The organism is Thalassovita autumnalis (genome assembly GCF_001458255.1).
Lineage (GTDB): Bacteria > Pseudomonadota > Alphaproteobacteria > Rhodobacterales > Rhodobacteraceae > Thalassobius > Thalassobius autumnalis.
Genome location: NZ_CYSB01000040.1, coordinates 33356 through 47463, shown reverse-complemented (window position 1 = coordinate 47463; position 14108 = coordinate 33356). Strand labels below are relative to the sequence as shown.

At 58.8% G+C, this 14108-nt stretch carries 13 protein-coding genes; 5 read left to right on the top strand and 8 right to left on the bottom strand.

Annotated features, from left to right (window positions below; translation table 11 throughout):
• Positions 1-15: 15 nt before the first annotated feature.
• Positions 16-621: a type VI secretion system-associated protein TagO gene (locus TL5118_RS16950; RefSeq protein ID WP_058244045.1), complete on the bottom strand. Its 606-nt coding sequence runs from the start codon at positions 619-621 to the stop codon at positions 16-18.
• A 55-nt stretch (positions 622-676) separates the two neighbouring features.
• Positions 677-961, bottom strand: coding sequence for a hypothetical protein (locus TL5118_RS16945; protein WP_058244044.1), 285 nt, complete (start codon positions 959-961; stop codon positions 677-679).
• 609 nt (positions 962-1570) lie between these two features.
• Here TL5118_RS16945 and TL5118_RS16940 point away from each other — a divergent pair.
• The 5 genes from TL5118_RS16940 to TL5118_RS16920 all read left to right on the top strand — a co-directional run bounded on the left by TL5118_RS16940 (position 1571) and on the right by TL5118_RS16920 (position 9741).
• On the top strand, positions 1571-3343 hold the full coding sequence (locus TL5118_RS16940; RefSeq protein WP_058244043.1) for a methyl-accepting chemotaxis protein: 1773 nt from the start codon (positions 1571-1573) through the stop codon (positions 3341-3343).
• A 233-nt stretch (positions 3344-3576) separates the two neighbouring features.
• Positions 3577-5379, top strand: a complete 1803-nt coding sequence (locus TL5118_RS16935) for a methyl-accepting chemotaxis protein (protein WP_082626323.1) — start codon at positions 3577-3579, stop codon at positions 5377-5379.
• A gap of 204 nt (positions 5380-5583) precedes the next feature.
• Entirely contained in the window at positions 5584-6858 is a 1275-nt protein-coding gene (locus TL5118_RS16930) for a sensor histidine kinase (protein ID WP_082626322.1), read from the top strand.
• A gap of 242 nt (positions 6859-7100) precedes the next feature.
• The gene (locus tag TL5118_RS16925; RefSeq protein ID WP_058244040.1) at positions 7101-9317 is read left to right on the top strand and encodes an NADP-dependent isocitrate dehydrogenase; all 2217 of its coding nucleotides are present in this window, start codon (positions 7101-7103) and stop codon (positions 9315-9317) included.
• A 148-nt stretch (positions 9318-9465) separates the two neighbouring features.
• Positions 9466-9741 carry a helix-turn-helix domain-containing protein gene (locus TL5118_RS16920; RefSeq protein WP_058244039.1) on the top strand — a complete coding sequence of 92 codons (276 nt, stop codon included), beginning with the start codon at positions 9466-9468 and terminating at the stop codon, positions 9739-9741.
• 5 nt (positions 9742-9746) lie between these two features.
• Here the strand turns inward: TL5118_RS16920 and TL5118_RS16915 are convergent, their stop codons facing one another.
• From TL5118_RS16915 to paaB, 6 genes are all read right to left on the bottom strand, one after another.
• Positions 9747-10523 carry a PaaX family transcriptional regulator C-terminal domain-containing protein gene (locus TL5118_RS16915; protein ID WP_058244038.1) on the bottom strand — a complete coding sequence of 259 codons (777 nt, stop codon included), beginning with the start codon at positions 10521-10523 and terminating at the stop codon, positions 9747-9749.
• Positions 10520-11278, bottom strand: a complete 759-nt coding sequence (locus TL5118_RS16910; RefSeq protein WP_058244037.1) for a Phenylacetic acid catabolic protein — start codon at positions 11276-11278, stop codon at positions 10520-10522. Before TL5118_RS16910 ends, TL5118_RS16915 begins: the two co-directional genes overlap by 4 nt.
• Before the next feature lie 45 nt (positions 11279-11323).
• A complete protein-coding gene (locus tag TL5118_RS16905; RefSeq protein ID WP_058244036.1) occupies positions 11324-12394 on the bottom strand; it encodes a 2Fe-2S iron-sulfur cluster-binding protein in 1071 nt (356 codons plus the stop codon).
• Positions 12395-12406: 12 nt separating this feature from the next.
• Positions 12407-12868: a 1,2-phenylacetyl-CoA epoxidase subunit PaaD gene (paaD, locus tag TL5118_RS16900; protein WP_278044382.1), complete on the bottom strand. Its 462-nt coding sequence runs from the start codon at positions 12866-12868 to the stop codon at positions 12407-12409.
• 120 nt (positions 12869-12988) lie between these two features.
• On the bottom strand, positions 12989-13774 hold the full coding sequence (paaC, locus tag TL5118_RS16895; RefSeq protein WP_082626321.1) for a 1,2-phenylacetyl-CoA epoxidase subunit PaaC: 786 nt from the start codon (positions 13772-13774) through the stop codon (positions 12989-12991).
• On the bottom strand, positions 13774-14058 hold the full coding sequence (paaB, locus tag TL5118_RS16890) for a 1,2-phenylacetyl-CoA epoxidase subunit PaaB (protein ID WP_058244034.1): 285 nt from the start codon (positions 14056-14058) through the stop codon (positions 13774-13776). The genes paaC and paaB overlap by 1 nt, the downstream gene beginning before the upstream one ends.
• Positions 14059-14108 lie beyond the last annotated feature (50 nt).

Genomic DNA, 14108 nt, shown 5'->3' with positions numbered 1-14108 from the left:
CTGCCGCCCGCAGAGTCACCATCCGCACTCTTTACGCAAGGGTTTGATGGCCTCCTCAAGACCAGTGATTGTAAAGCGTGCCGTGACCGAGTTTTCGTTAAATGGAGTGAAGCGGAACAACGCTTTGTCCGCGTTAAACATCTGCTTCACAAGGCCAATGGAACGGCTCCCGCTCCACAGTCCCAAGGCCCGATTGTCTGTGCTTGCATTAAAATTCCGCGAGCCTGCTGGTTTTTCGTCAAATCGATACTCGACCTTTCCGTAACCGCCATGGCCGGAGGTCAGGTGGCAGCCAGTGACGATGTACATTGCTGTGGTGTTTTCGGAACACCGGATAATCAGAACAGCGGAGTCAGTTTCACCGTAACGAGAACAGCCAAGGGCGTTGTCACTAACCACTCTCATTATTACATCGGTGGTGTCTTTGAATTCAGATTTGGAAGTCGAAACGCTCCAAATTGCGTCCTCGTTAATTGTGACTTCCGGTATTGCTGTACGTCCAGACTCCTTGTCGTAGCAAGCCAAGCGATCCAAATCATTTTCAATTGTTTTGCACTCTTCCGAGTAGGCCGCGCTTGCCGCAACGGAAAGCGAAGCTGCGATTGCCGCCAAATACTTCATTTTAACCTCTTGTTGTTTTGCAAATATCAAAACGTCACAAGGTTGTTTGCGGGAGTCAATAGCGCGACTCGACTTGGGCTGCAAATCTGAGCGTGTTTTTTTGAAACCGACTGGGCGCGCGGTCGCGCTCAGAAGCCCCAATCAACCTCTTTTTTGAAACGACGTCCGCGCGTTGGGTGTCGGGGGAACCAAGCTGCCATTCATTGATGTTTCGCCGCTTGAGCTGGTCAGCTGCAAAACAGAAATTTCTTTTTCGCGGCCTGTCGGCAAGAAGTCGGCGCTCAACTCCCTGAATGTTGACCACAGCGGTTTTGGCTTGAGTGTGGTCGTGGATGGTCATTGCTTTAGACTGGGTGTCTCGCTCGCAGGGCGAATAGCCCTGCCTAGCATACCTCCTGTGTCGAGACTGCGTTCTAAAGCTCAGCGATGGCCTTTTTCGAGCGCATCAACAGGACTGTGTCCCGGCCTTAGTTTATTGCCCTATGGCGGGGAAAACCTTCCAAAGCGCAGGCGGGACCCATCCTTTTTGTTGGGTGGAAACAAGGGGTTTGCGGCGGGGGACAAAAAAATTTCTAAAAACTGCGCGGCCAACTTTGAGGTGTATCGTGTTAGCAGATTTTACCGTGATTTCCCGGTATGCCGCTGTTTTTAAGGGATTGCACAACAACTTTACCTGATTGCTGTTCAGATCTGAAACCACCCAGATTTCCGACCCTATCCCTTTGCGCGCGGCTTTGCGGGGCTGGGTGCGACTTTTGCGCCTTAAACGATAGACCGGGCGGTCGTTCCCCTTCTTGTCCAAAACTATGAGGCGTGCGTTGAAAGCCAAGGATCAGATGAACCGACCCAATGTCGCAGAGCTGTTCCGCCCCCAGGGGTGGCCCGTATTGTGCGCCGCGAGGACCCCCTCGAACCACCCCAGAAACCCGTACGAGTGAAGGCCAAGAGTATGACCATCAAATCCCGTCTTTCTCTGACTTTTGTTCTGTTGTCCGCCCTGTTCATCGGTATCGGTGCGCTGGCGCTTTATGAACTCCGTCAGGTCCAGATGCGTGGTGAGCAGATCGTCAAGCACGATGTTGCCACGCTGCAGAAAATTGATAGCCTTGCCGATGTGCAGGCGAAAATCCAAACCAGCATCCGCAATTACATGCTGGTGGGTGACAAAGATCTCCGCAAAACCTTGAAGGCTGAGCTGGCTGAGTTGAAAAAGACTCAGCAACAGCTGATTGAGGACGCCAATGTTGTGGCCTACGGCAGCCCCGAAGACCTGGCTGCCGAAGCGGGTGCGGCCGAAGCGGCCACCGACGCAGCCCCGGCAGAAGGCGAAGCCGCCGCAGAAGAGACGGCCGTTGTGGAGCCGAAAGACGCTGTTATGGCTGAATTCCTGACCCGCTACGTTGAGCTGAAATCGGAGTCCGAGCGGGTGAACAAGAAGGTGATGAACGTTCTTATGTTCGGCTCCAAGGACATGGCGGCCACCATTCTGGTGAACGAAGCCGCCAAGGTGGACGCCAGCATGACCGAAATTCTGACCAAGGTGGAAGCTGAAAAGAACGCCGCAATGGCAGAAGATATTGTGGAATCCCAGGCGATCTACGACCAGGCGTTTATGATGATCTCCGCGATGATTGCCGCCGCTCTGGTGATCAGCCTGATCGCAGCCTGGGGTATCCTGTCGGCATTGAGCCGTGGCTTCAAACTGGCGATTGGTCTTAGCAAAGACGTGGCGGATGGTAACCTGTCCAAAACTGCTGAGCACAAGGAAAAAGGCGAACTGGCGGATCTGCTGGATAACCTGAACGATATGGTCACCAACCTGCGTGGCGTTGTATCCAACGTCTCCGAAGGGGCGCGCTACGTCTCCACCGGTGCCAGCCAGATGGCCGAAGCCTCGGTTGGGATCGCGGATGGCGGTTCCAAGCAGGCAGGTGCCACCGAAGATGTCTCAGCCTCGGTTGAGGAAATGACCGCCAACATCAGCCAGACCGCTGAAAACGCAATTGAAACTGAGAAGATGGCGCTTTCCTCGGCCGAAGAAGCGCGCAACTCGGGCGATGCGGTGAAAGAGGCGATGACCAGCCTGAACACCATCATCGACCGCATCAACGTGGTGCAGGAAATTGCCCGTCAGACCGACCTCTTGGCGCTGAACGCTGCGGTTGAGGCGGCGCGTGCCGGTGAACATGGCCGTGGCTTCTCGGTGGTGGCATCGGAAGTGCGCAAGCTGGCCGAACGCTCGCAAGAGGCGGCCGGTGAGATCTCGGCGCTGTCCTCGGGCACGCAGGGCGCGGCTGAGAAGGCGATGAAGATGCTGGAAGGCCTGGTGCCGAACATCGAGCGCACCGCCGAGCTGGTTTCGAACATCTCCAACGCCAACAGCGAGATTTCGCAAGGCATGAGCCAGATCAACCATGCGATCACCAGCCTGGATGATGTGACCCAGGAGAACAACGCAGCCTCTGAGGAAATGTCAGCCACCGCCGAAGAACTGGCCGCACAGGCGCAGACTCTCTCGGATACTGTGGGTGCCTTCCGTCTGGACAGCGACAGCGCTGAAAAGGTCTCGGTTGCCAAAGAGGTTGAGGCTGCTCCTGTGGCTGACGCCCCGGCAGAAGAGGCAGCACCTGTTGCCGATGAGCCGGTGATCGATCTGTCGCTGGATGACTTTGACGGGGATGATGACGCTGACTTCATCCCGAGCAAAGACAAAGCGGCCTAACAGCCCGATGGCTTTCCGCGGCCCCCGAATGGGGTCGCGGTTTTTGGTTTTCTACCGGGAAACTTTCTGCTCGGTATAAAATGGCGCCTTTGCATGACGTTGGAAGAGAGTGACGAGCGTCAAACCTGGGCTTCGAGAAGCGGCCCGGCATTGTAAAATTATAATAATAATATCAATGCGCAATCCAGTATTCGGGCCATCTGTAATGACTCAGAGTCCCCAGTAGAGAGTGTATGAGTATGAAGGTAACAATTAAGACGCGGCTTTCGCTGACTTTGATGGCACTGACGGTCGTTATCGCCGGGGTTGGCCTGCTGTCCGTTGTTGAAATGCGCAAAATGAACGAAGCCAAACAGCAGATCGTTGCGCGCAACTTCCAGGCCCTGCTGGAAGTCGAAGAACTGGCCAACGTGCATGAGCGTATCCAAACACGGATCCGCGACTATCTGTTGGTCGAAGGGCGCAAAGATCGCAAGGCGATCAAAACGGAACTCAAGGAAATCACGCAATCACGCAAAGACCAGGTCGCCACGGCAACCGAACTGCATCAAGGTTTTGCGCTGGCTGACGGGATCACTGAAGAACAGATTGCAAATGTTGGCGACAAATCTGCCGACCATGCAGAGGGCACGACCAGCGTCAAAGCAGAGCATGAGCTGGCAATGCTGGCCTTCTTGAAAGAGTATTCCGCGATCTCGAAAAAGATTGACCGCGTGAACCGCAACGTGATGCAGATGCTAGGGGTTGGCGGTGCTTCTATCGCGGCCAACCTGCTGCGTGAAGACAACGCCAAGAACTATACACGTATGAGCGCCTTGGTGGATGACACTGTCGTGAAGGAAAAGGCGCTGCTGAAGAAAGCTCTGGCTGAGGCAGAGGCCGCCTACAAAACGACCCAGCAGATCCTGCTTGCCTCTATCGGTATTGGTGTTCTGATCGCAATCATCATGGGCCAAGGCATTGTGAATGCATTGAGCCGTGGCATGAAACAAGCGATCAAACTGTCAAGCGAAGTTGCCAATGGCGATCTGAGCCACACGGTGGAGCATAAGCAACGCAATGAGTTGGGCGATCTGCTGGACAACCTGAATGATATGGTCACCAACCTGCGTGGCGTTGTCTCGAACGTGTCTGAAGGCGCGCGTTATGTTTCGACCGGTGCCAGCCAGATGGCCGAAGCCTCGGTCGGGATCGCGGATGGCGGTTCCAAACAGGCAGGTGCCACCGAAGATGTTTCGGCCTCGGTTGAGGAAATGACCGCCAACATCAGCCAGACCGCTGAAAACGCAATTGAAACTGAGAAGATGGCGCTTTCCTCGGCCGAAGAAGCGCGCAACTCGGGCGATGCGGTGAAAGAGGCGATGACCAGCCTGAACACCATCATCGACCGCATCAATGTGGTGCAGGAAATCGCCCGTCAGACCGACCTCCTGGCGCTGAACGCCGCGGTTGAGGCGGCGCGCGCCGGCGAACATGGCCGTGGCTTCTCGGTGGTGGCATCGGAAGTGCGCAAGCTGGCCGAACGCTCGCAAGAGGCGGCCGGTGAGATCTCGGCGCTGTCCTCGGGCACGCAGGGCGCGGCTGAGAAGGCGATGAAGATGCTGGAAGGCCTTGTGCCGAACATCGAACGCACCGCCGAGCTGGTTTCGAACATCTCGAATGCCAACAGCGAGATTTCGCAAGGAATGAGCCAGATCAACCATGCGATCACCAGCCTGGATGATGTGACCCAGGAGAACAACGCAGCCTCTGAGGAAATGTCAGCCACCGCCGAAGAACTGGCCGCACAGGCGCAGAGCCTGACCGACACGGTCCGTTACTTCCAGCTGGAAAAGGATGAGGAGGGCGATCTAGCCGAACGCCTCAGCCAGCCAGCGGAAGAGCAGGCCGAAGGTTCCGACGCCGCTGAGAGTGTTGCGGAGGAGGCCGAGGTCGCTGAGGTGGCGGAAGAGACGATCTCCATCGATCTGTCGCTGGATGATTTTGACGGTGATGATGAGGTCGATTTCACCCCGTCAAACACCAAAGCTGCCTGATCGACATGGCTGCAAAACGCTAATCTAGGGGCGCGGGCATGGTCCTGCGCCCTTATGGTTGAGGCGGGTTTGGCGTAGCTTACGATAGGGTGTATATTCACCCATTGATGCTTTCCCATTGGATTTTCTTCTGTTTTGCTGAGACCGTTTGAATGGCTTAACGGTAGCCTGAGCACTGCTAAGCGCAGGTAAACTAGGTGTTGAATGAGTTTGGACGCAGATCATCGCAGACGATTGGAGCACGCCAGCGGGCTGGTGCGTTTCCTGCTGCCGTTCTCTGCGGCCTGGGCATTGCTCAGCCTCTTTCTGGGTGCTTATGTGTCCGCACTTGGGGCGACCATTGCCTCGCTTGGGTTTGTCTTCGCGATCCTGTTTGAACGGCGTATCCCGTCGCTCTGGCTGCGCAGCATCTGGCTGTTGACGACAGATCTGGGGATGTTTCTGGCCACCATCGCCACTCACCCGGACAGTTACACGGCCTTTCTGCTGGTGTTCCGCGCCACCATTCCGATCTCGGTCTTTTCCCCGAAAGAGCCGCGGCTCTTGCGTTGGGGGCTGGTGATGACCCCGATTTTGATCTGGTTTGCCACCTGGTGGGTCGGGTTTCAGGTGCTGGCAGACTTTGAAATTGGCGAAGATCTGGCGCAGCGGTTCTTTGCCCCGCTGACCGGCATATCGGTCTTTGCGATCCTGTTGTTTGAATTTGCCTATTATGACCGGCTACGTCAGTCGCAGGTGGCCGATCTGGAGGCCGCAAAGCGCGCCTCAGATCAGGCGAATGCCTCCAAAGATCGGTTTTTGCGTTCCCTGACCCATGACATGCGCACGCCGTTGCACACGATCACGGGCTACACCGATATGCTGGTCGATGCTGCGCATGCAGGTGAACCGGTGCCCGCAGATGTGGTGCAGGCCCGCAGCACCCATGTTCTGGCGGCCAGCCATGAGCTGCTGGATATGATTGACCGTGGCATCAGCCTGGCGGCGCTGTCGGGCGAAGGCTTTGACGTGAAGCCCGAAACGGTAAGGGTGCAGGCGCTGATGGCGGATCTGTTGCAGGAACTGGCACCGCGCTGTGAGGCCGCGGGGCTTACCTTGGAAAACCGCCTGCCTGATGACCTTTCCCTTGTGGCGGATCCGGCGTATCTGGCGGTCGCCTTGCGGCAGTTGATTGAAAACGCGCTGAAGTTTTGCCCGCGTGGCGGCACCATCTGGGTTGAGGCAGGCGCGGAGGCAAAAGTCGGTTTTGTTGAAATCGCCGTCTGTGATGATGGGCCGGGATTTCCGATAGGCCGTGAAGACCGGGCGTTTGATCCGTTTGAACGGCTGGGCCATGCCATGGGGGAAATCAGCGGGTCCGGTGTGGGGCTGTCGCTGGTCCGCGCGCAGATTGAGGCGATGGCGGGCCATGTCGGGATCGATGCCTCCTATGGTGACGGTGCCCGTGTGTGGATCCGTCTGCCGGTAGTCACCGCCTAACAGCTGAACCTTCAGATCACAGCACTGGCGGGGCGGGCGCGACATCAGGTCTCGGCCAATGGCTGCGCAAACATCGGGCAATTGGTCATTGGCGAATTGATCTTTCGCGCTGCCTGTTCTATGGGGAACGGGAACCGCATGAAATTGCCTGTTTGGGCAATGTTTGTGCCGTCGCATCCTGTGATTGCAGCGCTGCTGCTCTTCGTCAACCAGCTACCCTGTCAAAAAAGAAAGGTAGACCCATGGCTGAAAACAAGTCGCCCGACATTCTGTATACAATTGTAGACGAAGCGCCCGAGCTGGCCTCCGCTTCGTTCCTGCCGATCATCCGCAAGTTCGTTTCCTCGGCCGGTATCACCGTGGGTACCCCTGACATTTCGCTGGCTGGCCGCATCATCGCGACCTTCCCTGAGAACCTGACCGACGCACAGCGCCAGTCCGACGATCTGGCCGCTCTGGGTGAGCTGGTGAAAACCCCGGACGCCAACGTCATCAAACTGCCCAACATCTCGGCCTCGGTGCCGCAGCTGGTGGCCGCGATTACCGAACTGCAGGGCCAGGGCTACGATCTGCCGAACTACCCGGAAGAGCCGTCGACCGACGAAGAAAAGGCCGTGCGTGCCCGCTATGACGCCATCAAAGGCTCGGCGGTGAACCCGGTTCTGCGCGAAGGCAACTCGGACCGTCGTTCGGCCAAAGCGGTAAAGAACTTCGCCCAGAACAACCCGCATTCGATGGGGGAATGGGTTTCGGACAGCAAGACCAAAGTGTCGAGCATGCCGGGCAACGATTTCTACGCCAACGAAGTCTCCGCCACCATCACTGCAGCGCAGGCCGGTGACGCGAAGATCGAATTTGTTGGCAAAGACGGCGCCGTGACCGTTCTGAAAGACGCCTGGCCGCTGGCCGAGGGCACCGTTGCTGACGCGACATTCATGTCCGCCAAAGCACTGGGGGCCTTCCTGGCTGAGGCAATCGAAGACACCAAAGCAGATGGCACCATGTTCTCGCTGCACATGAAGGCGACCATGATGAAGGTTTCGGACCCGATCATCTTTGGTCACGCGGTCAAGGCATGGCTGGCGCCAGTGTTTGAAAAGTTCGGTGACGAAATGGCCGCGCTGGGTGTGAACCCCAACTCGGGCATGGGTGATCTGCTGGATCGTGTTGCGGGCAACGCCGACATCATGGCCGCCATCGACGCTGTGAACGCTGACCGTCCGGCCATGTATATGGTCGACAGCGACAAGGGCATCACCAACCTGCATGTGCCGTCCGATGTGATCATCGACGCCTCGATGCCGGCTGTGATCCGCGCAGGCGGCAAAGGCTGGGACGGCGAAGGCAAAAAAGGTGACACCAACTGTGTGATCCCGGATCGTTGCTACGCCTCGATCTATGACGAAAGCATCAACTTCTTCAAAGCGAACGGCGCGCTGGACGTGACCAAGGCGGGTTCGGTGGCCAACGTTGGTTTGATGGCTCAGAAAGCCGAAGAATACGGTTCGCACCCGACCACCTTTGAAGCCCCGGCAGACGGCACCATCCGTGTGGTTCTGGCCAACGGTGAGACGCTGCACAGCCACGAGGTGGAAACCGGCGACATCTGGCGCTCCTGCACCGTAAAGAAAGCCCCGATTGAGAACTGGATCGAACTGGCGATGGACCGTCAGCGCCTGACCGGTTCCGAAGCGATCTTCTGGCTGGACGAAAACCGCGCTCATGATGCTGAGCTGATCAAATACGTGAAGCCCGCACTGGAAGCTGCTGGCAAGGCAGACCTTTTCCAGATCATGGCGCCGCGTGAAGCGACGGCTCAGTCGCTGAAAACCATCACCGCAGGCAACGACAGCATTGCCATCACCGGCAACGTGCTGCGTGACTACCTGACCGACCTGTTCCCGATCCTGGAACTGGGTACCTCGGCCAAGATGCTGTCGATCGTGAAGCTGATGCAGGGCGGTGGTCTGTTTGAGACCGGCGCGGGTGGCTCGGCGCCGAAACACGTGCAGCAGCTGGTGGAAGAAAACCACCTGCGTTGGGACTCGATGGGTGAGTTCTGTGCACTGGGTGAATCGCTGAACTTCCTCGCCGACGTCAAAGGCAACGCCAAAGCCGGCGTGCTGGGTGTCGCAGCTGAGGCCGCGACCCAAGGCATCCTGGACGACAACCGCAGCCCCTCGCGCAAGGTAGGTCAGCCGGACAACCGTGACAGCCACTACTGGTTTGCACGTTACTGGGCTGAGGCGCTGGCGGCACAGTCTGACGATGCTGATCTGGCGGCTGAGTTTGCCCCAGTTGCCAAAGCACTGGCGGACGGTGAAGAGGCTATCCTGGCCGAGCTGGCAGCGGCCCAAGGCCCAGCAGCCGAAATCGGCGGCTACTACCGCCCCAGCGTTGAGCTGAAAGCCAAAGTGATGCGCCCCTCGGCCACACTGAACGCGATCATCGACGGCTAAGGCTGAGCGTTAGCAAAGATCAAAAGCCGCCCCTTGTTGGGCGGCTTTTTCATTTTGTCATACCCAGAATATCAGATCGGGTCTGCTTGGCATTTGTGACGCGACATACTATCCGATGCTGCAACCCCTGGCCCGTGAAGGACATAGAATGACCGAAGTTTTGATTGACCCGCAGCGTCTGAAAACCGTCCGCAAAGCGCGCAAAGTTGGCCGGGCGAAGCTGGCCAAGGGCACGCGGCTGACGGAGCGCCAGCTGACCAAGCTGGAAACCGCCAAGGTACCAGTTGCCGTGTCTGAACTGGCGCTGGACCGGATGGCCCATGTGCTGCAGATCCCGGTGCAGGCGCTGACAGGCGAATTGCCACTGATTGAGGATGACCTGAAACCGGTTGAGAAGACCTGCACCAGCGGTTGCTGTGGCTAAGGCGCTTAAGCTGCGTTCAGGCGGTTTAGATCCGCGCGGGGTAGGGCGGTCAGCAGCGGCATGATCCGCTGCGCAGCCTCAGCCCCCGGCCAGTCCCGGCCCAACATCAGATCCGGCAAGGCCCCGTGACGCAGCCGCAGGCGACGCCAATGGTGCAGGATCAACAGCCGCAAGACGGCTTGTGTCTCCTCAGGCAGGGCCTGCGCCGCCATCAGGTCGGGGCAAGCGGCGGCAAGCGTTTGATAATCCTGCGCCAATTCTTGCGGCACCAAAGCCTCATACAGCCATTTGGGCGGCGTGGCTTGCATCGGGGTCAGCACCCACTCTTCCAAACCCTCAGGTTGCCCGGCCAGGATTGCACTGCGCGGGCTGAGGCGCAGCGCGTCAGCGGGCAGCAGATCTTCCATCTCGGCGCTGTTGAGGTCAGGCGGGGCCAGCGCCATCCAGACCGGTTGTGCAGGCACATCGGCGCCATAGATCCGGGGCCGCACCCCTTCGGTGGAGGCCCAGCCCTGCTGCGTCAGCCGATAGGCCGAACTGCGGCCCTGTTTTTCTGCTTCGACCCAGCCGTCACGTTTCAGCCGGTGCAGCGCAACGCGCAGCGCCTGATTGGTGATCCCCAAGGGGCGCATCAGCTGATCCAGACCCCGGCCCAGAATGAAATCCTGCGGCGTCTGGCAGGCATCCCCCAAAATAGTGACCGCGACCGACCAGACCTTCAGCGGTCCAGCGGTTAACAGCGGCGCCATCAAGGGCGATAGGGGGGTGTCATCAAGGCTCATGCAGTTAGGCCCAGGGCAGCCAGCGTTTCATCGGTGCGGGTCTGCCAGATCTGACGCAGACTGGCATTGTCCTGATGGCGCAGGCCAAGGCTTTGCAGACGGGCGAATTTATCTGACTGCTCCTGCCCGAATGAGGCCGCCACCCTGGGCCGCCAATAGCTGAGCGAGGCCTGCAGTTCGGCCCGATCCGCGCTGTCGGTCAACCGTTCCATTCCCTCAATCGCCAGATCCACATGGTGCCGTTCAATCGGCGCAATCTCACGAAAGGCATCGCCAAGCGGTTGGTAGGAAACGCGGCACAGCTCTTCCAGCTGCACGCCCACGGCCAACCCCATCAACAGGTTCATCACCACAGCGTCACCCCAGCCCTGCAACGGGTAGTTAAAGACGGCCAGCCGCATGTCCTGATCGGTGCGTTTTGCGCCAATATCGGAGTCACGCGGCAGGCGCGCGGCCCAGGGGTGGGCATTGGCATAACGTGCGGTATCGGTGCCGAAATCGGCCATGACCCGCAGCACCTTGTCGGCGTTGTCGATTTTTTCCAGCACGATTTTGGCGGCGGCGATACGTTCTTTGATGCCGGGGCCTGCGTTGATCACATCGGCAAAACCCGCAGCCCCCGCCAGCGAGCTGTCAACAAAGCTTGCCATCAGTTTCATCAGCTCCGCCCGGTAGCGGGGTGGGGTGTTTTCGGGTGCGCTCAGCTTGCCACCCTCTGCCAGATACCGCTCGATACTCATCGTGTCGCTGGTCATATCCCACCCTCCTCAGGCGCGTTTAGCTCATTGAAACATATCGCTTTATTGGTCGTAGTCGACAACCACCTTGTCCGAGATGGCAAAGGCCTGGCACGACAGCACATAGCCTTTTTCGATCTCGTAATCTTCCAGCGCGTGGTTGGTGGCCATTTCCACTTCACCTTCCAGAACCCGGCAGCGGCAGGTCGAACAGACACCGGCGCTACAGGCGTAGGGCGCGTCCAGATTGTTGTCGAGCGCGGCCTGCAGAACGGTTTTGCCGGCGTCCATCTCCACCGTGCGGGTGGCGCCATCCAGCGTGATGGTTGCGGTTTTGGCGGCACCGGTTGCAGCTGCGGCGGCGGCCCGTTGGGGGGCGCGGCCCGGTTGATTGCCGGCAAACAGTTCAAACTTGATCTGCGCCTCATCCATCCCGTGATCTTTCAGCGCCTGTGCGATGCCCAGCATCATCGGCTCCGGCCCGCAGATAAAGGCGGTTTTGGCGGCTTTCACATCCACCCAGCCCGAGCCGAACAGCTCGGCACATTTTTCAGGTGTCACCAGGCCGGTGAACAGGTCGATCTCCTGCGCGTCGCTTTCCAGAATGTGGATGACGCTGAACCGGCCCAGATAGGTGTTTTTCAGATCTTCCAGCTCCTCGCGGAACATGATCGTGTTCACACCTTTGTTGGCATAGACAAGCGTGAAACGGGCGTTGGGTTCGGCCTCCAACGTGGTTTTGATGATCGACAGGACCGGGGTGATGCCAGAGCCACCTGCAAAACCAAGGTAGCTGTTATCTGCCTCAGGTGTCAGCGCGGTGAAGAAGTTGCCCATCGGCGGCATGGCCTGCAGACGGTCACCAACGCGCAGGTCTTCATTGGCCCAGGTTGAAAAGGCACCGCCATCGACCTTTTTGATGCCGACCTGCAGCACACCGTCGTTTTTGCCTGCACAGATCGAATAGCTGCGGCGCAGTTCTTGCCCGTCAAAATCACGGCGGAAGGTCAGATATTGGCCTTGGGTGAAGTCAAACTCCGCCGCCGAACCGTTCACCGGTTTCAGGGTCACGACTACGGCGTCGCGGATGGTTTTGTGAATGTCGGTGACTTCCAGATCGTGGAAACGTGGCATGATCGGGCTCCGTCAGATGCACTTGAAGTAGTCAAAGGGTTCCAGGCAGTCGGTGCAGCGCCATTGCGCCTTGCAGGGGGTTGAGCCGAACTGGCTCAGCCGCTCCACATGATGACTGCCGCAATGGGGGCATTTGTCCGGCCCCCCGGCGGGTTGCGGCGGTGCGATGCCATAGGCGGCCAGCTTGTCGCGGCCTTCTTGGGTCATCCAGTCGGTGGTCCAGGCGGGTGACAGCTGGCGGCGCAGTTCAATATCGCGCAGGCCATGGTCCCGCAGGGCGGTTTCGATATCCAGATTGATGATCGAAGTGGCCGGACAGCCGGAATAGGTGGGGGTCACGGTGACCACGCAGGTTTCGCCCTCAAAGGCAACATCGCGGATGATGCCCAGATCGGTGAGGGAAATCACCGGGATCTCAGGATCCGGCACCTGATGGAGCCAGTCCCAGACCTGATCTGTTGAGGGAAGCGTCATGTGCATTCTCCCGTCCGGCGGCACGCCGGGCAGCGTTCGACCGCCCCCATGGGCGGGCGCTTTGCTTCCGCCCGCGGTCGGGCACAGCCTTTAAGGGATGAACGCAAAGGCATCGCTAGATCACCACTTATTGCCGGGATAAGCGCGTTGCAGCCACTGCATCTGGCAAAGCATGTGGCCCAGATGTTCGGTGTGCATGGCGCCGGTGCGGCCGCCCTTATGGGCAAAGTCGCTGTCGGGTTTCACCAGTGTCGCCTCTGCCAGCGCGGCTGTGACGATGGCGTCAAAACCCGGGCGCAGGCTGGCTGGATCGGGGCCAATACCCGCGGCAACGGCAGCGGCATCCACAGCGTCAGAATGGAACATCTCACCCACATAGGGCCAGAGCAGATCCAGCGCTGCCTGCATCCGGTTGTGGCTTTCCTCAGTGCCGTCGCCCAGACCAATCACCGTGTCGCGGGACCGTTCCAGATGGTAGGCAACCTCTTTGCTGGCCTTTTCGGCAATCGCCGAAATGGTGGCATCGGTGGAGTTTACCAGCTCCGCCAGCAGCACCGCATGATAGGCATCAAACAGTAACTGGCGCATCAGGGTCTGGCCAAAGTCACCGTTCGGCAGTTCTACCAGTAGTACATTGCGAAAATCCCAGACGTCGCGCAGGAAGGCCAGATCATCGGCTGATTTGCCTTCTCCCTGCACATCGGCCGCACGGCCCAACCACAGCTGGGTCTGGCCCAGCAGGTCCAGCGCGGTGTTGGCCAGCGCGATGTCCTCTTCCAGCACCGGTGATTTGCCGCACCATTCACTGACGCGGTGACCCAGCACCAAGGTGTTGTCGCCCAGACGCAGCAGGTATTGCACCAGCTGCTCCTGCGTCATCTCAGCCAGTTTCTCTGCCGCGCCCATCACATGTGCCCCGCTTCTTCGGGGATGTCGAAGAACGACGGGTGGCGGTAGACCTTGCTCTCGCTAGGTTCAAACAGCGGGCCTTTTTCGCCCGGCGCGGTGGCCGAGATGTGTTTCGCCTCGACAACCCAGATCGACACACCTTCGTTGCGGCGGGTGTAGACGTCGCGAGCGTTTTTGATCGCCATTTCGGCGTCCGGCGCATGCAGGCTGCCGACGTGACGGTGGCTGAGGCCGTGCTGGCCGCGGATGAAAATCTCCCAGAGGGGCCATTCCTGTGACATGTTCTGTCCTCCTGTCTCGCACACCCGCAGCGCATCTGGTGGGGTGGCTG

Excerpts from the sequence above, each read along its gene's own strand:
- TL5118_RS16950 (WP_058244045.1), bottom strand. The coding sequence starts at position 621 with ATGAAGTATTTGGCGGCAATCGCAGCTTCGCTTTCCGTTGCGGCAAGC.
- TL5118_RS16945 (WP_058244044.1), bottom strand. The coding sequence starts at position 961 with ATGACCATCCACGACCACACTCAAGCCAAAACCGCTGTGGTCAACATT.
- TL5118_RS16940 (WP_058244043.1), top strand. The coding sequence starts at position 1,571 with ATGACCATCAAATCCCGTCTTTCTCTGACTTTTGTTCTGTTGTCCGCC.
- TL5118_RS16935 (WP_082626323.1), top strand. The coding sequence starts at position 3,577 with ATGAGTATGAAGGTAACAATTAAGACGCGGCTTTCGCTGACTTTGATG.
- TL5118_RS16930 (WP_082626322.1), top strand. The coding sequence starts at position 5,584 with ATGAGTTTGGACGCAGATCATCGCAGACGATTGGAGCACGCCAGCGGG.
- TL5118_RS16925 (WP_058244040.1), top strand. The coding sequence starts at position 7,101 with ATGGCTGAAAACAAGTCGCCCGACATTCTGTATACAATTGTAGACGAA.
- TL5118_RS16920 (WP_058244039.1), top strand. The coding sequence starts at position 9,466 with ATGACCGAAGTTTTGATTGACCCGCAGCGTCTGAAAACCGTCCGCAAA.
- TL5118_RS16915 (WP_058244038.1), bottom strand. The coding sequence starts at position 10,523 with ATGAGCCTTGATGACACCCCCCTATCGCCCTTGATGGCGCCGCTGTTA.
- TL5118_RS16910 (WP_058244037.1), bottom strand. The coding sequence starts at position 11,278 with ATGACCAGCGACACGATGAGTATCGAGCGGTATCTGGCAGAGGGTGGC.
- TL5118_RS16905 (WP_058244036.1), bottom strand. The coding sequence starts at position 12,394 with ATGCCACGTTTCCACGATCTGGAAGTCACCGACATTCACAAAACCATC.
- paaD (WP_278044382.1), bottom strand. The coding sequence starts at position 12,868 with ATGACGCTTCCCTCAACAGATCAGGTCTGGGACTGGCTCCATCAGGTG.
- paaC (WP_082626321.1), bottom strand. The coding sequence starts at position 13,774 with ATGGGCGCGGCAGAGAAACTGGCTGAGATGACGCAGGAGCAGCTGGTG.
- paaB (WP_058244034.1), bottom strand. The coding sequence starts at position 14,058 with ATGTCACAGGAATGGCCCCTCTGGGAGATTTTCATCCGCGGCCAGCAC.